Source organism: Bacillus sp. CHD6a, assembly GCF_001293645.1.
Lineage (GTDB): Bacteria > Bacillota > Bacilli > Bacillales > Bacillaceae_I > Sutcliffiella_A.
This window is the reverse complement of record NZ_LBMD01000017.1, coordinates 54,963-80,065: the sequence shown is the minus strand read 5'-3', so window position 1 is coordinate 80,065 and position 25,103 is coordinate 54,963. Positions and strand designations below refer to the sequence as shown.

General features: G+C 44.5%; 20 protein-coding genes and 1 riboswitch. Of the genes, 6 read left to right on the top strand and 14 right to left on the bottom strand.

Going from position 1 to position 25,103, the window contains the following annotated elements; all coding sequences use genetic code 11:
• Positions 1-100: 100 nt before the first annotated feature.
• The 3 genes from AAV98_RS13845 to AAV98_RS13835 form a co-directional block, all read right to left on the bottom strand.
• The gene (locus tag AAV98_RS13845; protein ID WP_060666149.1) at positions 101-979 is read right to left on the bottom strand and encodes an SDR family oxidoreductase; all 879 of its coding nucleotides are present in this window, start codon (positions 977-979) and stop codon (positions 101-103) included.
• 257 nt (positions 980-1,236) lie between these two features.
• Positions 1,237-1,488, bottom strand: a complete 252-nt coding sequence (locus tag AAV98_RS13840; RefSeq protein ID WP_060666148.1) for a hypothetical protein — start codon at positions 1,486-1,488, stop codon at positions 1,237-1,239.
• A 49-nt stretch (positions 1,489-1,537) separates the two neighbouring features.
• The gene (locus AAV98_RS13835; RefSeq protein WP_060666147.1) at positions 1,538-1,726 is read right to left on the bottom strand and encodes a CsbD family protein; all 189 of its coding nucleotides are present in this window, start codon (positions 1,724-1,726) and stop codon (positions 1,538-1,540) included.
• Positions 1,727-1,968: 242 nt separating this feature from the next.
• Here AAV98_RS13835 and AAV98_RS20305 point away from each other — a divergent pair, with 242 nt between their 5' ends.
• Both AAV98_RS20305 and AAV98_RS20300 read left to right on the top strand, forming a co-directional pair.
• Positions 1,969-2,118 carry a lmo0937 family membrane protein gene (locus tag AAV98_RS20305; protein WP_156317780.1) on the top strand — a complete coding sequence of 50 codons (150 nt, stop codon included), beginning with the start codon at positions 1,969-1,971 and terminating at the stop codon, positions 2,116-2,118.
• Positions 2,119-2,211: 93 nt separating this feature from the next.
• Positions 2,212-2,358, top strand: coding sequence for a lmo0937 family membrane protein (locus AAV98_RS20300; RefSeq protein ID WP_010195114.1), 147 nt, complete (start codon positions 2,212-2,214; stop codon positions 2,356-2,358).
• 284 nt (positions 2,359-2,642) lie between these two features.
• Here AAV98_RS20300 and AAV98_RS13830 read toward each other — a convergent pair whose 3' ends face one another.
• The 11 genes from AAV98_RS13830 to cydD form a co-directional block, all read right to left on the bottom strand.
• On the bottom strand, positions 2,643-3,224 hold the full coding sequence (locus AAV98_RS13830; RefSeq protein ID WP_060666146.1) for a CDP-alcohol phosphatidyltransferase family protein: 582 nt from the start codon (positions 3,222-3,224) through the stop codon (positions 2,643-2,645).
• 32 nt (positions 3,225-3,256) lie between these two features.
• Entirely contained in the window at positions 3,257-4,231 is a 975-nt protein-coding gene (locus AAV98_RS13825) for an ABC transporter ATP-binding protein (protein ID WP_060666145.1), read from the bottom strand.
• Positions 4,228-5,031 (bottom strand): ABC transporter permease, encoded by an 804-nt coding sequence (locus AAV98_RS13820; RefSeq protein WP_060666144.1) that lies wholly within the window; start codon positions 5,029-5,031, stop codon positions 4,228-4,230. Before AAV98_RS13820 ends, AAV98_RS13825 begins: the two co-directional genes overlap by 4 nt.
• A 1-nt stretch (position 5,032) precedes the next feature.
• A complete protein-coding gene (locus AAV98_RS13815) occupies positions 5,033-5,899 on the bottom strand; it encodes an ABC transporter permease (protein WP_060666143.1) in 867 nt (288 codons plus the stop codon).
• Entirely contained in the window at positions 5,877-7,136 is a 1,260-nt protein-coding gene (locus AAV98_RS13810; RefSeq protein WP_082380898.1) for an ABC transporter substrate-binding protein, read from the bottom strand. The genes AAV98_RS13815 and AAV98_RS13810 overlap by 23 nt, the downstream gene beginning before the upstream one ends.
• A gap of 508 nt (positions 7,137-7,644) precedes the next feature.
• Complete coding sequence (locus AAV98_RS13805; RefSeq protein ID WP_060666142.1) at positions 7,645-8,574, bottom strand: manganese-dependent inorganic pyrophosphatase; 930 nt, start codon at positions 8,572-8,574, stop codon at positions 7,645-7,647.
• 299 nt (positions 8,575-8,873) lie between these two features.
• Positions 8,874-10,331 carry a vWA domain-containing protein gene (locus AAV98_RS13800; RefSeq protein ID WP_060666141.1) on the bottom strand — a complete coding sequence of 486 codons (1,458 nt, stop codon included), beginning with the start codon at positions 10,329-10,331 and terminating at the stop codon, positions 8,874-8,876.
• A gap of 133 nt (positions 10,332-10,464) precedes the next feature.
• Complete coding sequence (locus tag AAV98_RS13795; RefSeq protein ID WP_060666140.1) at positions 10,465-10,893, bottom strand: general stress protein; 429 nt, start codon at positions 10,891-10,893, stop codon at positions 10,465-10,467.
• A gap of 91 nt (positions 10,894-10,984) precedes the next feature.
• Positions 10,985-12,694 (bottom strand): ABC transporter ATP-binding protein, encoded by a 1,710-nt coding sequence (locus AAV98_RS13790; RefSeq protein ID WP_060666139.1) that lies wholly within the window; start codon positions 12,692-12,694, stop codon positions 10,985-10,987.
• A 588-nt stretch (positions 12,695-13,282) separates the two neighbouring features.
• Positions 13,283-15,007, bottom strand: a complete 1,725-nt coding sequence (gene cydC / locus AAV98_RS13785; RefSeq protein ID WP_060666138.1) for a thiol reductant ABC exporter subunit CydC — start codon at positions 15,005-15,007, stop codon at positions 13,283-13,285.
• The gene (gene cydD / locus AAV98_RS13780) at positions 15,004-16,737 is read right to left on the bottom strand and encodes a thiol reductant ABC exporter subunit CydD (RefSeq protein WP_060666137.1); all 1,734 of its coding nucleotides are present in this window, start codon (positions 16,735-16,737) and stop codon (positions 15,004-15,006) included. Before cydD ends, cydC begins: the two co-directional genes overlap by 4 nt.
• Positions 16,738-17,162: 425 nt before the next feature.
• Positions 17,163-17,284, top strand: a riboswitch (SAM riboswitch).
• 123 nt (positions 17,285-17,407) lie between these two features.
• Between cydD and AAV98_RS13775 the strand changes: the two genes are divergently transcribed.
• From AAV98_RS13775 to metH, 4 genes are read left to right on the top strand one after another with little or no spacing between them, the layout of a single operon-like run.
• On the top strand, positions 17,408-18,526 hold the full coding sequence (locus AAV98_RS13775) for a methionine biosynthesis PLP-dependent protein (RefSeq protein ID WP_060666136.1): 1,119 nt from the start codon (positions 17,408-17,410) through the stop codon (positions 18,524-18,526).
• Complete coding sequence (metC, locus tag AAV98_RS13770) at positions 18,523-19,725, top strand: cystathionine beta-lyase (RefSeq protein ID WP_060666135.1); 1,203 nt, start codon at positions 18,523-18,525, stop codon at positions 19,723-19,725. The genes AAV98_RS13775 and metC overlap by 4 nt, the downstream gene beginning before the upstream one ends.
• Positions 19,709-21,568 (top strand): bifunctional homocysteine S-methyltransferase/methylenetetrahydrofolate reductase, encoded by a 1,860-nt coding sequence (locus tag AAV98_RS13765; RefSeq protein ID WP_060666134.1) that lies wholly within the window; start codon positions 19,709-19,711, stop codon positions 21,566-21,568. Before metC ends, AAV98_RS13765 begins: the two co-directional genes overlap by 17 nt.
• Positions 21,561-25,040, top strand: coding sequence for a methionine synthase (metH, locus tag AAV98_RS13760; protein ID WP_060666133.1), 3,480 nt, complete (start codon positions 21,561-21,563; stop codon positions 25,038-25,040). Before AAV98_RS13765 ends, metH begins: the two co-directional genes overlap by 8 nt.
• The last annotated feature ends 63 nt before the right edge of the window (positions 25,041-25,103 follow it).

Here is a 25,103-nt window from a genome sequence, read left to right as displayed (position 1 = left end):
CTCCTTTCTTTCCCTTAAATTTCTACAAAATTTGAGGAAATCCTTTTTTCTGCTACGTGAAAGAAGGACAGCACGAGCTGTCCCTACAAAAAACATATTATCATCCGTTCACAACCGTCCCTCCGTTAATATGAATCATTTGACCGGAGACATAAGAGGAATCCTCCGATGCTAAATAAACATAGGCCGGAGCCAATTCTGCAGGCTGCCCCGGACGTCCCATGGGAGAATTGGTACCGAATTCTTCGACCTGCTCTCCGTCAAAGGACGCTGGAATGAGTGGAGTCCAAATGGGTCCAGGAGCTACACCGTTCACCCTGATTCCGCTGCCAACGATGTTCTCTGACAAGGAACGCGTTAACGCTACAATTGCGCCTTTGGTTGCCGAATAGTCCATTAATACAGGCATCCCTTTATAGGCCACCACAGAAGCGGTGTTGATAATGGAACTTCCTTTATCCAGATATGGCATGGCCGCCTGAATAAAATAAAAATAGGAAAAGATATTCGTTTGGAATGTACGCAGTAATTGTTCTTCGGAAATATCCTCAATCTTCTCCTGCACATGCTGTTCAGCGGCATTGTTCACGAGAATATGTAATCCTCCCAATTCTTCCGCTGTCTGCTTAACAACATCTGTACAAAAATCCTTTTGGCCAATGTCACCGGAGTATAACAAACATTTGGCGCCGTATTGTTCTACCATTTGTTTGGTTTCTTTTGCATCCTCATGTTCATCAAGGTAGACAATGCTGATATTTGCTCCTTCTTTTGCATAGGCGATGGCGACTGCCCTGCCAATCCCGCTGTCCCCACCAGTGATGATGGCATTTTTGCCTTTTAATTTGCCACTCCCCTTATAGTTGGGGTTATCGCAGATTGGTTCTGGTATCATTTCGTTTTCGTCACCAGGTTGTTTACTTTGTTCTTGTGGGGGTTGGCCCTCTGTTTGTACGGAATAAAATCGTTCTTTACTCATTTTCTCCACTCCTTTTTTCACTATTAACACCGCTGTTGATTTCCGCAAATGACTTCGCTTTCCTAGGGGCTGACGTGAGCCTCATCGACTTAGCGTGTGGGGTCACCACCTCGATATTTCCCACAGGACAAGGAAGTCTTCGCCATTTGCTCCTATACACAGCAGAAAATCTCACACATATTGTTTTTTCCAAATGATAAAGAGCAGCCTTTGTTTTTTGGCTGCCCTATGGTTCTTATCTATGGTTGTTGCACTTGTTAATTGGAGTTCGAGTTGTTGCCGCCTTTTTGGCCGATTTCTTCGAAGTGCTCTTTGCCGTGTTCATTCAGCGTTTTATTACCGCCCTTTTGGCCGATTTCCTCGAAGTGCTCCTGGCCATGCTCCTGCTTTGTCTTCTCTCCGCCCTTGCGTCCGCGCTCCTCATATGTCATTGTGGAGGTGTTAGAGCTGTTGTTGTTAGAGTTGTTACTACTGTTATTATTGTTATTGTTGTTATTGTTGTTAGCCATCTTAAATCCTCTCCTTTAAGTAATTTTTAAAAGATGCTTAAGTACTGACCTACATCCAACCGTCTACTTCACGTTCCGCCTCTTCTCTCGACTTCCCGTGGCGTTCCTGAATTTTGCCTACCAGCTTATCACGATCTCCTTCAATTTGTTGAAGATCATCATCCGTGAGATTTCCCCATTTCTTCTTGGCGTCACCTTTCATCTGGTTCCACTTACCTTTCATGGTTGTCTGATTCATACTCAACATCACCTCCCACTTCCATTTGTGACAACTGATAGCTCGTCACTAGTTACTTCATTCCTTTTCCACATATTTTAAAACCTAATTTTTGGAACAAACTCTTTTTCCAACTTTTTTCCTAATTTGCTCCAATAAAATATATTTGAAAAAAATATTGGTTTAACATTTTTCACGCTAGGGAATTACCTTCTGTGTAGACGTTGAAAAAAATACCAAAAAAAATAGAGGAGGAAAATCACATGTTATGGACAATCTTTGTTGTACTTTTAGTTCTTTGGTTACTTGGTTTCGCGATGGAAATTGGCGGAGGACTTATTCACATCCTATTAGTTCTGGCTGTATTGGCTATCGTGTTTAACCTTTTCGGAAGTAGACGTGGCGTCAGGTAACAAAAAGCCAATAATTAGTAGGAGTAACTGCAGTGGCTGAAGGGCATACCAATCGTACAGCTACTATGTCAGATGTTTAGGAGGCATTTCACTATGTTATGGACGATTTTTGCAGTCTTACTTATTCTTTGGTTACTTGGATTCTCTTTTGATATTGCAGGGAACCTCATTCACATTATCCTTGTATTAGCACTAATCGCATTAGTCTTTAACCTTTTTGCTGGTCGCAGAAGGCCTTAGGTGTAGAAAATAAAGAAAAAAGCTGGAAAGAATCAGTGTTGTCACTGAAACTTTCCAGCTTTTTTTGTGGAAAATTACTCTGAAGCCGCTGTTGATCTCCGCAAAAGGCTTCGCTTTCCTAGGGGCTGACGTGAGCCTCCTCGGCTTTGCCTGTGGGGCCTCCACCTAGCGCTATCTCCCTCAGGACAAGGAAGGCTTCGGCAGCGATTCTTCGCACGAAGAAAATGCGTAGCATTTTCGAGGAGTCTTCGCCATTTGCTCAATCATCAGCTAGGTTACCTTTTCTACTGCAAAATTCTTTTTGCTTCGAAGAAACGTTGGAGACCGGTGATAATTTCGACTGCCAGGAATAGTAAGGTAGTCCAGAGGACGAATGCAGGCAGTAGCATCATGAGGGTAAGTAAGATAAAGCCTTCTGTTCTTTCCGCCAGTCCAGCCTGATAGTAAAAGGACTTCATTCCTTGCTTTTCAGAAACTGCCCCGACCGTCAAAAAGACTGTAATCGAAAAAATGATAGATACGCTTAATAATAATAATGCCCACTGTATTTCCGGGTAGACAAAAGCCACGCCGAGGATCACACTGATCTCGACCAGCCGGTCAAATGTGACATCCATGACCGTTCCCCATGGAGAAGATTTGGTTTTACGGGCCATGGTACCATCGACCGCATCAAGGAAACCCGAAATCCACAAAACCAATACGGCTATTATCGGGAGACCAAAATAGAAAAAAGCTCCAGATGACACACCGATACCAAATGAAATGACTGTGACTTGATTTGGTGTCAATCCAAACTTCAACAATTGCTCCGCTGTGTTTGATATTAATGGTTGTACATATTTTCGGGCATGTGTATCAAGCATAAGAACCTTCCTTTATATGAGCAATATTTTCATCAAACGTTTTTAAAATGAGTCAGATCTTGTTCGGTTTGCACCGTTACCCATACTTGTTGGGATAGATCTAAATTTTCTGTTGAGGGAAGTGTGAGCTTTTGATGGAGTTCTTCCATCTGTATATCATAAAAAAGACTGCCATGTTTTACTTTTTTCTGTACTACTGACCCTTTATATGACTGGTAGCTGGATTCTGAGTGTTCTCTCATTACTTTTAACTTTTTCGAATGAACAAATGAACTCTTGCCTATTAGAAGACCATCCGAATAAAATTTTGCAACAAAAGGTGTTGCCGGCTCCTCATATACATCCATCGGAGCGCCGATTTGTTGGATCTTCTGTTCGGCAAAAACAGCAACCCTATCTCCCATCAACATCGCTTCTTCTATATCATGAGTGATAAAAAGGCTTGCAATACCTTCTTCTTTCAATAAATTTCTCACCCAGAACCGTAATTCGTCCCTTTTCTCGTTATCGATACTGCTAAAAGGTTCATCCAAGAGCATCAATTGCGGATTAGTAATTAGTGCCCTAGCCAGCGCAACTCTTTGCTGTTGGCCGCCTGAAAGCTCGTAAGGATAATTTTTTCCGTATCCATCAAGCCCAACTTTCGTTAAGAAATTAGTAGCCAGCTCTTTTCGCTTGGCTTTTGATCCTTTTCTTTTAAAAGATAAACCAATCATGACATTTTCCAACACGGTCATATGCGGGAACAAAAGAGGCTGTTGAAACATCATCACAATCGGACGCTGATTGGCTTGCATGGAGGTGATATCCTTTTGTCCCACTTTAATGGTCCCAGCTGAAACGGGTTCCAGTCCAGCAAGGCATTTCAATAATGTGGATTTCCCGCTTCCTGAAGGACCGACAACACTAATGATTTCACCTTGATTTATTGTCAAATTCAAATTACGGATAATGCTTTTCTCCCCATATTTTTTTGATACGTTTTCTATCACTATTGTTTCACTCAATCTAAAAACACCCTTTTCTGATAAGGAATCACCAGTCGAAACACTAGTTCAAACCCGATCATCACACAAATAGGTAGCAGTGCAAACACGATGGAAAAGCTTGCAATGACTGCTTCGTCCACTGATGACAGGAACGGAAAATATAACATAGCCAACGTCAATACGTTTCCGCCACCGATGATGGAAGTGAGCGCATATTGACTTAAAGAAATGACAAAAATCAAAAACACCATGCTACGGAAGCTTGGCAATAATTGCGGCAAGTAAATTCTGTAGAGGATTGCTCCTTTTGTGCCTCCGAGCGAGCTTGCTTGTTCTTCCCATTTCTGGCCAAGTCTTTCAAAGCCCGATCTTAAAATCTTTATAGAATATGGGATCGTCGGAATGAGGTGCACCAATACGACACCGATCCACTCGTCCGCCATACCAAATCGTATCATGGTAATATGAATTCCCATCGCCACCGCAAGACTCGGGATGAGAATTGGGAGGAGCAGCAACACTTCAACCAGTGCTTTTCCCCTGAAAGAGTGAAAGGCAAGTGCTCTTGCCGCTGGTACAGCAATGACCAGGTTGAGGAGAATGACGACCATTCCAATTAAAAGCGTCATTCCAATCGCAGAGAAAAAGCGCGCATCATTCAGCAGGACGGTGAACCCTCTTCCAGAAAAAGAAGAGGGGATGATTTCCCCCCACCTCCAACCGTAGGATATACTTTTCACCAATAATAGCAGGACAGGAAGAAAGAGAACGAACGCAAAAATTATATACAATAAGCTCCAGTTTCTATTCCTTCTCATTTTACATCCCGTTTCCTTTCATCATCCGATACCTCGATCTTGAAACCAAACTTAACAGAATAACCAGCATCCCAAAGATTATTGCAGTCACTGTCATCATCACAGCAAAAGATTCCGGCCTTTTACTCCAGTCTCCTTGGTAAAACCACTCATAGGCAAGGACAGAGACCATTTTCGGATAGGTCGTACCAAGTAAAAATGGCACTTCAAATGCTGCCAAAATAAAGGCAAAAACAATCAGTCCCGCCTCCATGAGCACTGGAAACAACCATGGCCACTCTACTGTTTTGAACACATGCCATTTGGTGCCGCCAAGGGTCTTCACCACATTAGGCAAATCGCGGTTCAGCTGTGCATAGACAGGAAGGAGCATAAGGACAACAAAGGGAATTTCTTTTAGTGTGTAGGTAATGATGATGCCAATCCCATAGCGATCATTTGTCAAGACCGGAAACTGATCTGGACGATCGATGATGGACAGTTCATGGAGTAAGGTGGAAAACCAGCCAGTCTGAGAAAAAAGCAAGATCATCATATATCCCCAAACAAAGTGAGGAAATAACATTGGCAGCCAAACAACGGTTCGTGCCAAATGGTTTTTCAAGGTTTCAAAAAGAAATTTTGTTAATAAAAGTCCCAATATCAGAGACAGCGTCGTGGAAATGAAGGCAATCCGGAGACTATATTTTAACGACTCCAAGAATGCCTCGTTTTCAATTATTTTTTTATATGCATCCAGTGAAATTCCATTTAAGGTTGTCACACTCTCCTGTGCCGCCAAAAAAAGTCCATACACGACAAGGCAGAATGTAAAAAGAAAAGCCGGAAGGAGTGCAAGACTCCAGTTATTGCTTTTGAACCACTTCATTGACCCAATGCTCCTTCAACCAGTTCACATATTCTGCATCCACTTCCGGTAAAAGACTTTCGCTTAATTTTTCCGGAGATAGAACAGAAGCTCCTCGATCCATGTTAGCCAGCTTTTCTTTCGCCTCTTCTGGCAACTTTGTTGGATCAAGTGCCATATTTTCACCCCAATATGTGGATTCATATTTGGCAAGCTGCGCATCTGGGGACATCAAGAAATTGATGGCTGCCATCGCCCCAGCTTTATTTGGACTGTTAAACGGGATTGCCAAGAAGTGAGTATTTCCAATGGATACTGAATCTAGTACAAATGATTTCGTACTTTCAGGGAATACGCCGTCCTTGATAAGACTTTCTGCCCTCGCCTCGTTATACCCCATCGTCATCCACACTTCCCCTTGGCTATAAAGGCGATCCAAATCCGTTAGAGTTGCCGGGTAGGTTTCCCCTTTTCTCCATAGGGAGGGTTGAATTTCACGGAGATAGTTCCACATTTGTTCTTGGTGCTCTGCTAAAACCTCTTCACTGTAGCCGTCTTCTAATAATTTCTCCGGTCCACCGACTGCATCATACATTACATGCCTTAAGAACGCGTTGCCTGTAAAATCATTGGCGTCAGGATATGTGAATTTCCCTGGATTTTCTTTTATCCAATCTTTTAATTCTTCCAGGCTGGCCGGTGGAGTCTGAACTTTTTCTTCATCATATAGGAAAACAAACTGCACTTTCCCCCAAGGTGCCTCAAGCCCTTCCACTTCTGTACCGAAGTCATATTGAATGTCGAGACTTTCGGTGTCCACAAAGTTTTGGTAGCTCGGGAGTTTTTCACTGAAAGGCCCGTAGAGGAGATCAAACTCCTTAGCATTCTTGAAATTTTCCCCGTTTATCCAAACAATGTCGATGGTACCTTCCTCTTTGTTTGCACGCTTTTCCGTCGAGAGTTTTTGAAGGATTTCATTCGTATCCATCGGGACTCGTTCTAGTTCGATGTTATGAGCTTCTTTTAGATTTGGTGCGACCCATTCATCCATGTAGCGATTGATTCCTTCATCTCCGCCCCACATGAAAATGCGTACTTTCGTACCGTCAGCGAGTTTGGTGATGTCTTCCCAGTCTTGCTCTTTTAAGTCTTCACCGGCGCTGTTTTTAGTTGGTGAGTTTGAGTTCGAGTTTGAACAGCCAGCAATTATTAGCAGTACAATTAAAAATGGTAATGTCAGCAACCTTGTCATCTTCATGGACGTCCCTCTTCTCTCTATGTCTAATATATCTAACTATATATATAACACTTATCTTTTATACTTTAAAATGTTGGTATGTTTGAGGTGGGTTTAGGTTCTTTAGGAACCTAACGTTTTTAGTGGAGATTTGGATCACTTTTGGGGTAACTTTTTGGTGGGAGGGCTGATGGACGAGGGGCAAGCGGAATAATTTTACTTTCATTTTAGGCAAATGTCCGAAGATTTTCGTTTTTTGACCGAAGTTTTTGAGTATTTGACCAAAGTTTTGACAAAAGTGGCCGAAGATTTCCGGAATTTGACCGAACGATTTTTTCAGATGACCGAACGTCTTGAAATGTTGACCGAACCCCGCAGTGTAAATGTCCGAACCCTAACAAAAAACAGGTTAAGTTGTCCAAAGTTCCCATTTAATTGACCGAACGGTTTAAAGCATCAAAAAACACTTAAAAATCACCTAAAAAACGCATGGATCAACTCGCCAAAATTAATCCATGCGTCACCCATCTTATTTCGTCAACGCATCCGTCAACACAGGAACAACTTGCTTCTTACGGGATACAACACCCTTTAATAATGCTGTGTTGTTTTCAAGTGTAACATTATACGCTTTTTCAACAACTGGCGCCTGGGAACCAAGTGCAAGTGCAACAGAATCATTTTCTAAAATATCCGTCACAACAAGTAAGAACAAGTCTAAATCCTTGTCAGCAACGTTTGCTGTGATGACTGCTTCCAACTCTTCTTGTTTGGCAAGAACGTCGTTTGTGTCCACTGTGTTTACTTGCGCAATTTCCACTTTGTAGCTGCCCATTTGGAACTCTTTCGCATCTAGGGAGATCAGCTGTTCTACCGTTTTATCGCTAAGGTCCGCTCCGGCTTTTAGCATGGCAAGACCGTACTCATCTGCATTCACTCCTGCAATGTCAGCAAGTTCTTTTGCAGCTTGTACATCTTGCTCCGTGCAAGTAGGGGATTTGAACAATAGAGAATCTGAAATGATTGCAGAAAGCATTAAACCAGCAACTGGCTTAGAGATTTCCACTCCATTTTCCTTGTATAGCTTGTTTAAGATTGTCGCAGTGCAACCAACAGGTTCTGCACGGTAGTATAAAGGATCCGCTGTTTCAAAATTTGCGATACGGTGGTGATCAATGACTTCCAACACGCGAACTTGATCGATGTCACTTACGCTTTGTTGGCGCTCGTTGTGGTCGACTAAGATTACTTCCTTCACTTCATTTGCAACAGTTTCCACTAAACGCGGCACTTCGCTGTTGAATTCTTTTAACGCATATTCCGTTTCACCGTTTAATTCACCTAAGCGAACAGGCTCTGCGTCCATGCCTAATTGTTTCTTCAACTCTGCATAAGCAATTGCAGAGCAAATGGAATCTGTATCTGGGTTTTTATGTCCTAGTACTAAAACTTTTGTCATGAGTACTCTCCTTGCGTATATGTTTTATCGAGCTAATTCTACTAACTCTTCCACTTTGTATATTACCTTAAAATATCGTTTGATTCAAAATGAAATTCCTTTTAAAGGGCATCTCTAAACGGTTTTATTAGAAATTAACAACAAAAAGTCAGATAAATATATTCGATAGAAAGTAAAAACGCCCAATCAGTAGGTTGATTTGGACGCTTTTCGGGTGGATGTAGGTTATTTGAACCTTGCCGTGAGCAAGATCGTGCCGTGCCAAAGCTCTCGCCCTCTTCAAAACAGAAAACCCCTTCTTACCCATTCTCCTCTTTCAACTTTTTCATCCGTTTAATCCAGTCCTCAATCTCTGCATCGATTCGATCAAGTTCATCGTTCATTTCTTTGTCCTTTTTCGCATGAAGTTCTTCCTTTAATACTCGCATCGTTTCTCCGTATTCTTCGATCCTTATAAGGAGTGCAGCTTCCTCTTCTTCTGTAATCTGTTCTGCTTCCCTCAGAGAGCTTGCAGCATCTCGGAAACGTTCTGTTTCTTTGTTGATGGCATTTTGGATGGTTGATTCCATGTTACTAAGATTTAAATTCGCAAAGGAGACGGCAAAGGTCCCTTTAGGAGATGCAAGTGATTTGTTCATCAAATCCAAACTATCCGGCAACCATTTGTATTTCATGCTGTTCTGCAGGTCGTCTGCATTGTCCGCAGAGATATATTCGCCGTTTCCTGCAGCCGCTACATCCTTCAGCTGATTTTCTGATTTCTTGTCAACATTGAACCCGATGATGTTCACATGGCGGCCTTCTTTTTCATCAGCAAAGGCTTGCGCTTCCTCTACCGGGTTGCCGTCGCATGTTTCCATCCCGTCACTTACAATATAAAGAGTAATGTCTCCTTCATATGAAGCACTAGCCTCACGAGCCGTTTTAATAGCTTGGGCAAGCGGGGTCCATCCTTTCGCTTCTACACCTTGAACCGCTTCAAAGAATGCTTTTTCGTTATAAGCCTGCGCCGGATAGACCTCATCTATCGTAGTACAGGATACTTGCATATCCTTGTCCTCTTGGGAACCGGCGTGCCCGTAAACATAGAGAGAAACATCACTGTTCGTTCCAATCGTTTTACCAAAACTCAAAACGGCGTCTTTGGCCACCTTCATTTTCTGCTTGCCATTTACATCCAACAGCATACTGGAGCTGGCATCTAAAAGGATGAACGCTTTTGCAGGCGTTCCCTGCCCATTAGGTGCTTCATCGTTTAGCTCGGGCTCTGGGAGGAGCGGTTCATTAAAAGAAGGCTCATAGTTTGCTAGTTTTCCAATCGCCTCAGGGTACGCGCTGTTTCCTAACAGGTGGATGAACGCTTTCAATAACGTATCCGTTTCTGTCGATTGTGCCGTAACGTCTTTCATATGTAAAAGAAAATCCTCTTCCATTCCTTTTAAAGAATTGAGTGAGGGCCAAATGCTGGTTTCTTCTTTATATTCGATATCACCAGTCATCGTACCGGACTGAATTGTTGTAAATTCTTCTAGATTAGACGGAATCACCACCTCATCCAACTTTCCAAGAACTTCAACACTAGAAGCTCCTTTTTCATCTTTCGGCTCTTCTTCTGCGTTATCTTCTTCCCTAACTTCTTCCTCTTGCCTCTCTTCTTCATTAGATGATTTAGATGGTTCGGTTGCTGTGTGATCACCTTTGGAGCAACCTCCAAGTATAAACATAGTGATACTAAGTAACATTATGAATAATCTCATCTGTTTCCCTCCATTTCTTCTATAAGTAGGATAACTATCACTGCTCTTGTTTTCCAGTGCAAAATATACCAAAATACAAAAAAGGAACGCCCTCATTGAATGAAGACGCCCTTACTTTTTCTAATTGTAGTATTTAATCTAGTTGCCTAACAGCGGTTTCTTCTGTCGTCATCCTCTGATGCCCGCGGTCTTCCATACTAGGTGCCACCGTTCGCGCTTCCTGGCTCTCTTTTTCATTCGTGAGCACCAATATCCTGCCGTTCTCCACATCAGTAGCATACATTGGCGCATCATGGTCTGAGAGGCCTAGCTCAAGCAGTTTGTTCCCAACTCCTCTTGGTGCCTGTGCCTCATCTGGCAAGAAAAGCTTGTCGACCATGGAATCGTCTTCTTCCGATGTAATATGTTCTACCCTTGTTCCGGTCGGATAGTCGGATCCAATTTCATCTCCAAGTGCTACCACAACGATTTCTTCTGCTCGGTATCCTTGGACAATCAATCCTTCCACTACATTTCTAGCTTTTTTCTCTGTATCATATACACCTAATATCGTTTTTTTCATTATCGTTTCCTCCTAGGAAAAGAATAGTTCTTTTCTCTATACATTCCCGCTTGGAAACTGTTGAAACACACTTACAGAAATTCCCTAACACTTATCCGAACTGGGCATGATGCAATCTGCTGTAGATTCCTTCCGCCTCTATCAGTTCCTCATGTCTGCCTTGTTCTGCAATGCCGTCTTTCGTCACAACCATAATACGGTCTGCATTTTTAATAGTGGCAAGGCGGTGGGCAATAACCAGCGTTGTCCGGTCTTTGGAAAGCTCTGTTAACGACCCTTGGATAGCGCGTTCCGTTTCCGTATCAAGTGCGGAGGTCGCTTCATCTAAGATAAGAATCGGTGGATTCTTCAAGAAGATCCGTGAAATCGCAAGGCGTTGTTTCTGTCCGCCAGACAATTTCACCCCGCGCTCTCCAATGACGGTATCAAGTCCCTTAGGTTGGGTAGAGATGAATTCATCCAGCTGGGAACGTCTTGCCGCCTCCATAATTTCCTCATCTGTCGCACCAAGATTTCCATAAGCAATATTTTCTCGGATGGTACCTGAAAAAAGAAACACATCCTGCTGCACGATGCCAATTTGGCTCCTCAAAGATTCGAGCGTCAATTCGCGTGTATCAAAGCCGTCAATGAGGATGCTGCCTTCCTCTAACTCATAAAATCTAGGCAAAAGACTGCAAAGTGTTGTTTTACCGGCACCTGAAGGCCCAACAATCGCAACTGTTTCTCCCGCGCGGACAGTAAGATTGATATTTTTCAACACTCGCTCGTTGCCCTCATAACCAAACGATACATTTCGGTAGTGAATCTCTCCATCTAATTCCGCATGGACCGCACCAGGTGCATCAGCAATATCCGGTTCTGTGTCCATGATTTCTGTATACCGTTTGAATCCCGCAATTCCCTTTGGATAGCTCTCAATGACCGCATTTATTTTCTGAATAGGTCCTAGTAAAATATTAGAGAGCAGGATAAAAGCAACGAACTCTCCGTAGCTAAGCTCCCCACGTATAACAAAAAAGGTTCCAAACAGCAGTGTAAATAACGTCACAAGACGCATCAGCATGTAGTTAGCCGTGACGTTCTGAGCCATAATCTTATAGGAAGATAGTTTGGTAGAACGGTAGTTTTCATTGTTTACCGCAAATTGCTTTTGTTCGTGTTTTTCGTTCGCAAAAGCCTGCACCACGCGGATTCCTCCGATGCTATCCTCCACTCTTGCATTTATTTCTGCCACGTCACTGAACATTCTACGGAACGTCCGTGTCATTTTCTTGTTAAAATGTATGGCCAGGATCATTAGTAGCGGAATGACTAGGAATGATAGAATAGCAAGCTTCCAATTGATGGAGAGCATGATGAAAAACGCCCCTATAAGCGTCATTAATGCCACAAACACATCCTCCGGTCCATGGTGGGCCACCTCTCCAATCTCTTCTAAATCCTTGGTTAGCCTAGAGATAGAGTGTCCTGTTTTATTGTTGTCGTAATAACTAAATGATAGCTTCTGCATGTGCTGAAACAACTTTCGGCGCATATCGGTTTCGATATTGATTCCCAGCATATGGCCCCAGTAGGTAACAATATAATGCAGTCCCGTGTTGATGGCGTAAATAGCAAGCAACCCGATGCATGCCCAAACAATGATGGTCCAATTTTGCTGAGGCAAAAGCCTATCAATCACCTGGTTAACAGCAATTGGAAATGATAGCTCCAGCAAACCTACTAAAACGGCGCAGGAAAAATCCAAAATAAACAGCCACTTATATGGCTTATAATACGAGAAAAACCTTCGTACCAAAACTTCCACACCCTTTTTTATTTGTTATGTATTTTGCTTGCTTTTATTTCGATACTCTAATGATAATCATTATCATTTAAATTCTACTATACTACCCTTTGCTGATGCACGTCAATGGAATTTATGTTAGAAGTCTACTTTTAGGATGGGAACTTCATTGGGATGAACGAAGCAACTCCAGTAGGCGAAGAAGGTTGTTTTTGGGAAGGATTTTAGCAAATTAGGCTTTCGGACTTAATTGATTTTGAAGTAAAAAATGCGGGAAATGATTCACTTTTGCGTTCTAAAAAACCGTTAAGACAACTTCCCCATAGGTTCAGACATTTTATACCCTTTTTGGGTGGGGGTTCGGACATTTACATGGGGATGTTCGGTCAAATATGTTGGGCCTTCGGTCATTCGAAAAATTCATTCGGTCAAATTCCAGAAAACTTCGGTCAACTTTGGAAAATCTTCGGTCAACTTCGCCAAATCTTTGGTCAACTTTGCAAAAACTTCGGACATTTGACCTAGCACCCCTATTAATCAAAGAAAAAAGCTGCCCAAGGGAACTCTCCCACGGACAGCTAGACTTTAAAAACCACTCACCTACATAAACACGCTCTTCTCAATCTCTTTCATTTCATAAAAATACCCTTGCCTCTTCATCAGCTCATCAAATGTCCCTGCCTCCACCACACGTCCATTCTCCATCACAATAATTTGATCCATCTTCTCGAGACCCGTCAAGCGGTGACTCACAAGCACCAATGTATCCTCTGAGGCCGCTTCAAAAAGTTTCTCAAAAATTGCCGCTTCTGTTACTGCATCCACGGAGGACGTCGGTTCATCCAAGAGCCACAAACGTTCTGCCTTCAACAACACACGTGCTATTGCAAGGCGCTGTTTCTCCCCGCCGGAAAGGTTCTCCCCTTTTTCCAGCACCTCATCAGCCAAGGAAAATCCGTCAAGCTTCACCGCACCTAATGCTTCTACCATCTCTTCATCACTCAATCCATCCTTGGCAAGCGCAAGATTCTCCCTAACTGTTCCATAGAAAAAGTGATTTTCCTGCAGTACCACATTCGCCACGCTCCACAAGTCTTCTTGCTCGAATCCAGCATAGTCCCACTCGTCCAACGAAACTAAACCATCCTCTGCCTCATAAATTTTCAACAGCAACTGCAACAACGTAGATTTTCCAGAACCACTTGGCCCAACAATCGCTGTTTTAGAACCTGCAGGCAAACTGATATTCACCCCATCCAGCGTCAAACGTGATTCTCCCGGATAGCGGAAGCGGACATCTTTCATGTCAAAAGAAAATGCCTGCTTTTCAGGTAGTTCCACAGTTGCACCAGTAGACGCGCCACTTAGAACCGGCTCCCCGTCCACCACTTCAACCAATCTTACCGCAGCTCTTCTACTCTCCTCATAATGATTCGGAAAAACAGCCATCGGCGCGGCATTTTCAAACACAGTCAAGGAAATCATCACCAGCATCGCCAGGAACAGTCCGTCAAACTGTCCTTCCACCGTCAGATACGCGCCAAGTGCAAGCAAGGTCCACGAAACCAGCAACGTAATAAACGTGTTTACTGATTGATTGAACATCGCCTGTTTTCCTTCCAGCTCCTGCTCACTGACATAAGAATCCGCAGCATCGGCAAGCAACTTCTCCTTTACAGCAAGTTGCTGATAGATTTTCAAGTCACGGAAGCCGTAGAACAGTTCTGTCACCTCTGTAGAAAGTGCTCCTCTTTCTTCTCTGACACGATTTTGCATGCGTCGTTGTCCTACCGCAAAGATCGCCGGCACCACAAAGCCTGTCAGAATTAACCCGACGAACATCACCAATGCCAGATAAATAGAGAAAAAGGAAATGAAAAATATCGTACTTAAAAAGACAAGTACCAGCACTACTGGTGGGTAGAACACGCGTAGAAAGAAGTTCTGTAAGCTTTCTACATCTCCCACAATTCGTGCAAGCAAGTCACCGCTGCGGTATTTCTGAAAGATCTGAGGAGCAAGCGGCTCTATTTTTTTATAAAAAGAAACACGTAGATTACTTAATATGGTAAAAGTTGCCCGATGCGAATACAAACGCTCGCCGTAACGGCTGAATGCCCTCGCAAAACCAAAGAGCTTCAGGACAGCAATCATTACAGTCAAGGTATAAATCGGCGGAGCCAATGCCGCTTTGGAAATAAGATATCCACTGGAGGCAAATAGCCCAACCGCCGTAATCCCAGCTGAAAATCCGAGCAAGATGGACAGGAGAATATCCTTCTTTTCTAGCATAACCAGTTTCACTACATCTGCTAACTCTCTCATCCTGCGCTCCCTCCTTGCTGAACAGACACCATTTCACGATAAGCCGGAACCGTTTGAACCAGCTCCTCATGTGTTCCTCTCCCAATCACCGCTCCTGACTCAAGCAGTAAAATGGAGTCCGCCTGTTTAATTGTGTGCAATCTATGCGCAACCGTAATAACCGTCGACGTTTTGGAAAGCTCCTTCATAGAAGCCTGTAAAATCCTTTCTGTCTGCAGATCCAGTCCTGTAGTCGGTTCATCAAACAAGATAATCGATGGCTTTTTCAAAAAAGCCCGCGCTAACGCCAAACGTTGCTTTTCGCCACCAGATAAACCTCTCCCAGCTTCTCCAATCTTCGTTCCGAAACCTTCTGGTAAAGATTCAATTAACGGAAGAATACCTGCTTTTTCTGCAGCACTTCTTATCTCCGCTGCTGTTGCTTCCGCCTTCCCGCCAATCGCGATATTATCTGCAATCGTTCCAGAAAAAAGGTATGGGTTTTGCGAAATATAGCTCACTCGGTCAAACCACTCTTTTTCCTTGTATTCAAATAATGGCTTTCCATTCACCAGCACTTCCCCTTCTGACGGGCGAATTAACCCCGCTATCAGATTTAGGAGTGTTGATTTTCCGGCACCACTTCTCCCAATCAAAGCAAGCTGCGTATATGGCTGGATATCCACTGTTATTTTTTCTATAGCAAAGCCTTGATTTCCATAACGAAATCCTAGGTTTTTCAACTGTAAAGCAGGAGGACGCTGCTCCCTTTCAAAAGAAGCGTCTCCCCATTCAATAGGACGCTCCTCTTCTACCAGCTCATCTGTCACCTTTTTAGCAGCTCCCATGCTTCCACGCCCCGTATGGAAGGCGCTCCCCAACTCTTTCAAGTAAAGGTAGAACTCAGGTGCCAATACCAATACGAAAAATGCAGTAAAGAACGTAACATTTTCAAACACAACCAGCTGCAAACCGACCTCAAGCGCAATCAATCCAATGGCAAGCATTGAAATGAATTCCAGCATCAAGGATGAAAGAAATGCGATTCTCAACACTTCCATCGTCGCATCACGGAAGCTTAAGCTGCTGTTTTCAATCGTTTGCTGCTGTCTGGCTGAGCGACCAAAAAGTTTTAACGTCGTGAGTCCCTGTAAAGTATCCAGAAACGTTCCTGAAAAAGCATTCAGTTTATCCATCTGCTCTTCTGATTTTTTCTTAGTTTTTAAGCCAACCACAATCATGAAAATGGGAATGAACGGCGCCGTGATTAATATAATCAAACCTGTATTCACATGCTGACTGAATGCCGCAATCAAAATCATGATCGGGATGATGCTCGATTGAATGACCTGTGGTACATACCTGCTGAAATACGGATCCACCTCATCCACCGCATCCATCATCACACTCACCTTTTGACCGGACTGGCCCTTAAGGGAAGCTTGAACCGGACTGTTGGAAAACTTCTTCAGCAACGCAATCCGGAAGTCGCGTTTTACTTTGCCAGCAAGCTTCACGCCTGTGAGACCGCTCCAATAGGTCAAGGCCGCTCGAGCAGCCAATACAACTAGAAGGCCACCTAGAAATGGCAAGATCTCTTGAAAAGTGTGGCCTCGTAGGAACACTCGGTCCACGATGGTGACGAAGAAATATGCCTGCCCGATAACTGTCGCTCCTGTGAGGATGGCAATTAGGATAAGCGTCATCCTTGTACCTCTATGAGATTTTGCAATCGTTTTTAAATCAGTCATAAATTAAATCCCTCTTTTCTGTTAGTGAAAATCGGATTAGAAAAATTAGTTAGTGAAAAGTTTCACATACTTTATAGTTAACATTATATAACATGCTTGGTGAAATTTCTTCTTTTGGGATTGACCATTTTATGACATATCCTATGGAACTTTACCCTTAATCATTTGATTTAAAGTATAAGAAGTTATGGAATAATGATAGAAAATAAGTTGTAGTTTAATTTTAGTAAACTATTCGTTCAAATGCAGTTTCCTTCACCTGACATTCATTCAAATTAATCTCTAAAAGTAAATTTAATTCCCTACTTCTACCCCACCCCTTCACCGCATAAAATAATTCATCCAGAAAAAAACATTGCATTTCACCCAGACCTGTTGTAAATTAGTAAAATAATTAAATTGTTCTGATAATTAAATAGTGAACTTTCTTATCCAGAGAGGTTGAGGGAATGGCCCGAAGACACCTCAGCAACCAGCAACGCCCGATCAAAAGGACGTTGAAAAGGTGCTAATTCCAGCAAGCTATTGATGCTTGCAGAGATGAGAAGAATGAACTTTCAATAGAAAAGTCTTCTTCTTATAGAAGGCTTTTTCTTTTTATTCAATAAAGCATTAAAGCCTCATCCCTCTGGAAGAAACGATTGTCACTTACCATATAGGAGGCCTTTTCATGTATAAAACGGAAACGAAGCTTGCGCAAATTGGAAATCGTTCAGAAACTGCCACTGGAACCGTGAATCCACCTGTTTATTTTTCCACCGCCTATCGCCATGAGGGCATCGGACAATCAACGGGCTATGACTATACAAGAACCGGAAATCCCACTCGTCATGTGTTGGAAAAAGCCATTGCGGATCTAGAGGGCGGCGACCAAGGGTTTGCATGCAGTTCAGGAATGGCGGCCATTTTAACCATCCTATCCCTCTTTAAATCTGGTGACCACCTCATCGTTTGTAAGGACCTGTACGGCGGTACGTACCGTCTTTTTGAAGAAGGCTATAAAAAATGGGGACTGTGTTGTAGCTATGTGGACACGACCGACCTTTCAGAAATAGAAAAAGCCATTACTTCACAGACGAAGGCTATTTTTGTGGAGACTCCCACTAATCCCCTAATGGTAGAAACAGATCTCGAGGCCGTTTCCCAGCTTGCGCAAGCACATGGACTCCTTTTGATCTGTGACAATACGTTCTACACTCCTGTTCTATTAAACCCCATAAAATTAGGAGCAGACATCGTCATTCATAGTGCTACCAAATATCTTGGCGGCCATAATGATGTGCTGGCAGGGCTCATTGTCGCAAAAGGCCCGGAGCTTTGTGAATCACTGTCGCTTCACCATAACGCAGCAGGTGCGGTACTCAGTCCGTTCGACTCGTGGCTGTTGATCCGCGGCATGAAAACCTTATCCCTTCGCATGGAACGACATGAAAAGAATGCGAAGCAAATCGCGGAATACTTGAATCAGCATGACTCCATCACGGACGTTCTGTATCCAGGTAGGGGCGGCATGCTCTCTTTTCGCATCCAAGACGAAGCATGGGTCAATCCCTTACTTCAAAACTTAAACCTTATCACTTTTGCCGAAAGCCTTGGCGGCGTGGAAAGCTTCCTTACTTATCCTGCCACCCAAACGCATGCGGACATTCCAGAAAAGATCCGGATGGAAACCGGCGTATGCAACAGATTGTTACGCTTTTCAGTCGGTATTGAAGACGTTGAAGACTTGATTCAAGACTTAGAGGCCGCGCTGAAGGCTGCTTCCATCCAAAAGGAGGTCCTATCATGAGTCATTCTTTTCAAACGAAGCTGTTACACAACCGTCACAAGTTTGACAAAAGCAATGGGGCTGTAAGCGTGCCTATTCAACACGCATCCACCTTTCACCAGCCTGATATCGATTCCTTTGGTAAATATGATTATGGACGCTCCGCCAATCCGACTCGGGAAGCACTCGAAGAAACAATTGCCCATTTAGAAGACGGAACGCGTGGCTTTGCTTTTTCATCCGGTATGGCAGCTATCTCGACTGCTTTCCTCCTTCTTTCACAAGGAGATCATGTTCTCATCTCAGAAGACGTTTACGGCGGAACCTACCGAATGGTTTCAGAGGTTCTTACCCGCTACGGCGTGGAGCACACTTTTGTAGATATGACCAATGTGGAAAAAGTGAAAGCAGCCATCCAAGCCAACACGAAACTGTTTTACGTAGAAACACCATCCAACCCGTTGTTAAAAGTAACAGACATCACGGCTGTGTCTACCCTCGCTAAATCAGTCGGAGCTTGGACATTTGTCGACAACACATTCTTGACTCCAGCCTTGCAAAAGCCGCTGGAGCTAGGCGCAGACCTTGTCCTGCACAGTGCAACGAAATTTCTGTCCGGACATAGCGATGTCGTGGCAGGTCTTGCGGTGGCAAAGGATCCTGTGCTTGCCGACCATTTAGCTTTTTTGCAAAATTCTTTCGGCGCGGTGCTTGGCGTTCAAGATGCCTGGCTGGTTCTAAGAGGGCTCAAAACGTTACACGTAAGGCTCGAACAGTCACAAAAATCAGCGTACAAGATTGCCAGTTCCCTAGAAAAACACCCTGCCGTTAAAAAGGTATATTTTCCAGGATTGACGACACACCCAGGCTTCACCCTTCAACACAGACAGGCGCAGGGGCCTGGAGCTGTTCTTTCTTTTGAACTGCACAGCGAGGAGGACCTACGAAAATTTGTCGGAAAGGTTGAGATCCCTGTTTTTGCCGTAAGTTTAGGGGCAGTAGAGTCCATCCTTTCCTTCCCTGCAAAAATGTCCCATGCGGCGATTCCGGAAGCAGAACGATTAAAACGCGGCATCTCCAACTCCCTACTGCGCCTGTCTGTAGGACTTGAAAGTGCGGAGGATTTAATAGAGGACTTTGAACAGGCATTTCAACACACCAGTGCAGCAGCAAGTGGAAACCAAGAGCAACGGAGGGTCATTCATGGGAATCTTAGATAGTTTAGCGCAAGACAAAATTTTAATTGCAGACGGTGCGATGGGAACCCTCCTCTATTCCTACGGCTCTGATTGTTGCTTTGAGGAATTGAACTTGTCGCAACCAAACCAAATCTATAATATCCACCAGGCATATTTGAATGCCGGTGCCAACCTTATCCAGACCAATACGTATGCCGCGAACTACCATAAGCTTGAGCGGTATGGTTTGCAGGATCAGGTAAAGGAAATAAACAGTGCGGCGGTAAGATTAGCGAAAAAGGCCGTGGCGAATCATCCTGATGCTCATGTGGTCGGTACAATTGGCGGGATCCGCGCTATCAAGCCGGAAGCCATTCCACTTGAAGAAATCAAACGCACCTTCCGTGAGCAATTATACTGCCTGCTGCTTGAAGGGGTGGATGGCATTTTACTAGAAACCTTCTATGATTTAGAGGAATTAGAAACAGTCCTGCAGATTGCTAGAAAAGAAACGAATCTCCCGATAATCGCGCAAGTGTCCCTGCAAGAAGTTGGTTATTTGCAAAACCGCGTCCATATCACAGATGCTTTGAACCGTTTGGAGTCCCTTGGTGCAGATATTGTAGGGTTAAACTGCCGCCTTGGTCCATATCATATGATTTCCACACTGGAAGAGGTATCGATTCCAAAGACTGCTTATCTTTCTGCTTACCCCAATGCAAGTCTTCCCTCCTATGTGGATGGAAAACTAGAATATGACAGCGACGCAGAATATTTTAAAGAAACCGCATTAGCTTTTCGAGATCAGGGGGTAAGATTATTAGGTGGCTGCTGCGGAACGACGCCAGCTCATATACAGGCCTTTTCCCAAGCATTACAGGACGTGGCCCCTGTTAAAGAAAAACAGGTAAAACGAAAAGAAAGAACCCTTATCATTCCTTCAAAAAAGAAGGAAGTGCCAACACCTCTTTTTGAAAAAGCCAAAAAAGAACGGTCTATCATCGTGGAGCTCGATCCTCCTCGCAAACTGAACACAGATAAATTCCTGGCTGGTGCTCAAGCCTTGAAGGATACAGGCATTGATGCCTTGACCTTGGCAGACAATTCCCTTGCTTCTCCGCGGATCTGCAACACCGCACTAGGATCCATCGTGAAATCAGATATAGGCTTGCGCCCTCTTATCCACATCACATGCCGCGACCGCAATCTTATTGGCTTGCAGTCACACTTGATGGGACTCCATCAGCTCGGTATTCATGATGTGTTGGCAGTCACTGGCGATCCAACGAAGGTCGGTGATTTCCCTGGTGCCTCTTCTGTCTATGATGTCACATCCTTTGGTCTTATCAATATGATCAAACAATTTAACCAAGGTGTCTCTCTTTCCGGAAAAGAACTTGGCGAGCGCTCCAGTTTCTCTGTCGGCGCAGCCTTCAATCCGAATGTTCGCGTTATTGATAAGGCCATTGAACGACTGGAGAAAAAAATAGACGCTGGTGCAGATTATTTCATCAGTCAACCAGTCTTTTCAGAAGAAAAATTACTGGAAGTCTATCAAGCTACGAAACATATTGATGCTCCTATCTATATTGGAATTATGCCGCTCACAAGCAGTAGAAACGCAAACTTCCTTCACCATGAGGTGCCGGGGATCAAGCTGACTCCACAGGTGCTTGAGGCAATGAATCGTCATCAAAATGATCCTCACCAGGCAAGTGTAGAGGGGTTGAACATTGCGAAGGGGCTGCTTGATGCAGCACTTGAACTTTTCAATGGAATCTACCTGATCACCCCGTTCATGCGCTATGAACTGACAGTCGAGCTTGCCAATCATGCCAAAAAATACGGTCCGTCCCAATCATCCAGGAGGGTTCAAAATGTCTAAACCTATCACACTACTAGAACAACAGCTACAAAATAAAATACTGATCATGGACGGCGCCATGGGAACAATGCTGCAGCAGGCAAATCTCACCCCAGACGATTTTGGCGGCGAAGAGTATGACGGCTGTAACGAGAACCTGAATATCACTGCCCCTGATGTCATTGAGCGCATCCACGTGGAATATTTGAACGCGGGTGCCGATATCGTGGAGACGAATACGTTTGGGGGAACAAATCTTGTGCTTGATGAGTATGAGCTCGGTTTTAAAGCCTACGAGATTAATAGGCTTGGCGCCGAAATTGCTAAGCGTGCGACCAATCAGGTGTCCACTCCGGAGTGGCCGCGCTTTGTGGCAGGTTCAATCGGACCGACTACGAAAACACTGAGTGTTACAGGTGGTACCACCTTTGACGCACTGACGGATTCCTACGAGGAGCAGGCCCGGGGGTTATTGGACGGGGGTTCCGACTGTCTTTTAGTAGAGACGAGCCAAGACTTATTGAACGTGAAATGCGCCTTCCTAGGGATACAGCGTGCTTTTGAAAAGACTGGTGTCACGGTCCCTGTCATCATCTCCGGAACCATTGAGCCGATGGGAACCACCCTTGCAGGTCAGGCGATTGATGCCTTTTACGTTTCTGTGGAGCATATGAAGCCACTTGCAGTCGGGTTGAACTGTGCGACCGGACCGGAATTCATGCAAGACCATATTCGAACACTTTCCAACTTGTCAAAAAGTGCGGTGAGTTGCTATCCAAATGCCGGCTTGCCGGATGAAGAAGGCCACTACCACGAAACCCCACAGTCCCTTGCGACCAAGCTTGGCGGGTTTGCCGAACAAGGCTGGCTCAACATCGTCGGTGGCTGTTGCGGGACGACGCCAGACCATATCCGCGCAATTGCGAATGTGATGAAAGATTATAAGCCGCGCGCTGCTGCTACTGTTCCAGACCACCATAGTGTCTCTGGGATAGAATCGTTCATTTATGACGACCCTTCCCTTCGCCCCATCATGGTCGGGGAACGCACCAACGTCATCGGCTCCCGTAAATTTAAAAGACTGATTGCAGAGAAAAAATTTGAAGAAGCGGCAGAAGTGGCTCGTGCCCAGGTCAAAGGCGGCGCACACGTTATTGACATTTGCCTTGCCGACCCGGACAGAGATGAGCTAGAAGACATGAAAGCCTTCGTCCAAGAAGTTGTAAAAAAAGTGAAGGTCCCGCTTGTCATCGACTCCACCGACGAAAAGGTCATTGAGGCAGCGTTGAAATACTCGCAAGGAAAAGCAATTATCAACTCCATCAACCTTGAAGACGGTGAAGAACGATTTGAAGCGATTGTTCCGTTGGTTCATAAATATGGGGCCGCGCTTGTCGTTGGTACCATTGACGAAGAAGGAATGGGCGTTAGCGCCGAACGAAAGCTTGAGATTGCGCAGAGGTCCTATAATCTTTTGGTGAACAAGTACAAGATCTCCCCTACTGACATCATTTTCGACCCGCTTGTTTTCCCTGTCGGTACGGGTGACGAGCAATATATCGGTTCTGCCAATGCGACGGTAGAAGGAATTCGTTTGATCAAAGAACATTTCCCTTCCTGTTTGACGATACTCGGCGTCAGCAATGTTTCTTTCGGTCTCCCACCTGTAGGGCGTGAAATACTTAACGCCGTGTACCTCTATCATTGCACACAAGCAGGCCTGGATTATGCAATCGTGAACACGGAAAAGTTGGAGCGCTTTGCATCCATCCCAGCCGAAGAGGTGGAGATGGCAGAAAAATTGCTGTTTGAAACAACCGATAAGTCGTTGGCGGAGTTCACAGAATTTTACCGTGGCAAAAAGAAAGAAGCGAAGTCCCATATTCCCGACATGCCGCTGGATGAGCGACTAGCCTACTATGTAGTGGAAGGGACCAAAGAAGGGCTCCTCCCTGACCTTGAACTTGCAATGGTCGCTTACCCTACTCCGTTGGAAATCATCAACGGTCCATTGATGAATGGGATGAAGGAAGTCGGCCGCTTGTTCAACGACAATCAGCTGATTGTTGCGGAAGTGCTGCAAAGTGCAGAGGTCATGAAAGCCTCCGTCGCATTTTTGGAACCGCATATGGAAGCAAACGATACTTCGTCCTCTAAAGGGAAAGTCTTGCTTGCGACCGTTAAGGGCGATGTACATGACATTGGAAAAAATCTGGTCGACATCATCTTAAGCAATAACGGATATGACGTGGTTGATCTTGGAATAAAAGTGACTTCCACCGACTTGATTCAGGCAATTAAAAAAGAAAAGCCCGATATCGTAGGCTTATCAGGACTGCTTGTGAAGTCCGCTCAACAGATGGTGTTGACGGCGCAGGATATGAAACAGTCCGATATCTCGGTTCCTATTTTAGTAGGGGGCGCTGCGTTGTCTCGGAAGTTTACAGACAACAAGATTTCCAAAGAATACGAGGGGCTTGTTCTGTACGCGAAGGATGCGATGAACGGCTTGTCTCTTGCCAACCAGTTGCGTTCGCCGGAAGAATTTGAAGTATTGGTTCATGAGCAGGCGGAGAAACAGAAGAAGTTGCGGGAGGCGGAGGCAGCTGTAGAGAGCGTGTCTAAAGACGTTGCGGACAGCAATGGTGTAGCGACAGCCGTAAAGGTGCGTTCCAATGTTTCACGGGATGTTCGTGTGTTTACACCAAGTGATACAAAACGTCACCTGCTGCGGAACATTTCCGTCTCCCATGTGGAGCCGTATATTAATATGCAAATGTTGATTGGCCACCATCTTGGGGTGAAAGGAAAGATTGAGAGATTGTTGGAGGAAAAAGACGAGCGCACCATGCAAGTGAAGGGTGTGGTAGATCAACTGCTGTCGGAAGTTAAGCGAGATAAACTCATTACTCCAGCTGCCGTATATCAATACTTCCCAGCTCAGTCTGAGGGGGATACCTTGTTCATTTATGATCGTGATGACACGAGTAAAGTGATTGAGCAGTTTGATTTTCCAAGACAGGCAAAGGCTCCTCATCTTTGCTTGGCCGATTATGTGAAGCCCCGTGAAAGCGACGTTATGGATTATGTAGGATTGTTTGCGGTAACTGCCGGCAGAGGAATTCGTGAACTGGGTGCTGCATATAAAAAGGATGGCCGCTTTTTAGAAAGCCACGCCCTGCAGGCTTTGGCACTTGAAACAGCAGAAGGTTTGGCTGAGTTGGTCCATCAACAAATGCGCGACCGTTGGGGATTCCCTGATTCTGTCGGTTTTACGATGAAGGAACGTTTCGCCGCTAAGTATCAAGGCCAGCGCTTCTCCTTTGGGTATCCCGCGTGTCCGAACTTAGAGGACCAGCAGAAGCTGTTCAAGCTGATTCAACCAGAGGATATCGGGGTGGAATTGACGGATGGCTGCATGATGGAGCCGGAAGCTTCCGTGTCGGCAATTGTTTTTGCCCATCCTGAGGCTAGGTATTTTAATGTGATGTAAGTAAGAAACCCCCGCGTTTGGTATGGTCGCGGGGGTTTTTGAATTGAACAAACGTTTGATTAA

Bases quoted from the DNA above. Each gene is read 5' to 3' on its own strand.
- AAV98_RS13845 (WP_060666149.1), bottom strand. From the start codon at position 979: ATGAGTAAAGAACGATTTTATTCCGTACAAACAGAGGGCCAACCCCCA.
- AAV98_RS13840 (WP_060666148.1), bottom strand. From the start codon at position 1,488: ATGGCTAACAACAATAACAACAATAACAATAATAACAGTAGTAACAAC.
- AAV98_RS13835 (WP_060666147.1), bottom strand. From the start codon at position 1,726: ATGAATCAGACAACCATGAAAGGTAAGTGGAACCAGATGAAAGGTGAC.
- AAV98_RS20305 (WP_156317780.1), top strand. From the start codon at position 1,969: ATGTTATGGACAATCTTTGTTGTACTTTTAGTTCTTTGGTTACTTGGT.
- AAV98_RS20300 (WP_010195114.1), top strand. From the start codon at position 2,212: ATGTTATGGACGATTTTTGCAGTCTTACTTATTCTTTGGTTACTTGGA.
- AAV98_RS13830 (WP_060666146.1), bottom strand. From the start codon at position 3,224: ATGCTTGATACACATGCCCGAAAATATGTACAACCATTAATATCAAAC.
- AAV98_RS13820 (WP_060666144.1), bottom strand. From the start codon at position 5,031: ATGAGAAGGAATAGAAACTGGAGCTTATTGTATATAATTTTTGCGTTC.
- AAV98_RS13815 (WP_060666143.1), bottom strand. From the start codon at position 5,899: ATGAAGTGGTTCAAAAGCAATAACTGGAGTCTTGCACTCCTTCCGGCT.
- AAV98_RS13810 (WP_082380898.1), bottom strand. From the start codon at position 7,136: ATGAAGATGACAAGGTTGCTGACATTACCATTTTTAATTGTACTGCTA.
- AAV98_RS13805 (WP_060666142.1), bottom strand. From the start codon at position 8,574: ATGACAAAAGTTTTAGTACTAGGACATAAAAACCCAGATACAGATTCC.
- AAV98_RS13800 (WP_060666141.1), bottom strand. From the start codon at position 10,331: ATGAGATTATTCATAATGTTACTTAGTATCACTATGTTTATACTTGGA.
- AAV98_RS13795 (WP_060666140.1), bottom strand. From the start codon at position 10,893: ATGAAAAAAACGATATTAGGTGTATATGATACAGAGAAAAAAGCTAGA.
- cydC (WP_060666138.1), bottom strand. From the start codon at position 15,007: ATGAGAGAGTTAGCAGATGTAGTGAAACTGGTTATGCTAGAAAAGAAG.
- cydD (WP_060666137.1), bottom strand. From the start codon at position 16,737: ATGACTGATTTAAAAACGATTGCAAAATCTCATAGAGGTACAAGGATG.
- AAV98_RS13775 (WP_060666136.1), top strand. From the start codon at position 17,408: ATGTATAAAACGGAAACGAAGCTTGCGCAAATTGGAAATCGTTCAGAA.
- metC (WP_060666135.1), top strand. From the start codon at position 18,523: ATGAGTCATTCTTTTCAAACGAAGCTGTTACACAACCGTCACAAGTTT.
- AAV98_RS13765 (WP_060666134.1), top strand. From the start codon at position 19,709: ATGGGAATCTTAGATAGTTTAGCGCAAGACAAAATTTTAATTGCAGAC.
- metH (WP_060666133.1), top strand. From the start codon at position 21,561: ATGTCTAAACCTATCACACTACTAGAACAACAGCTACAAAATAAAATA.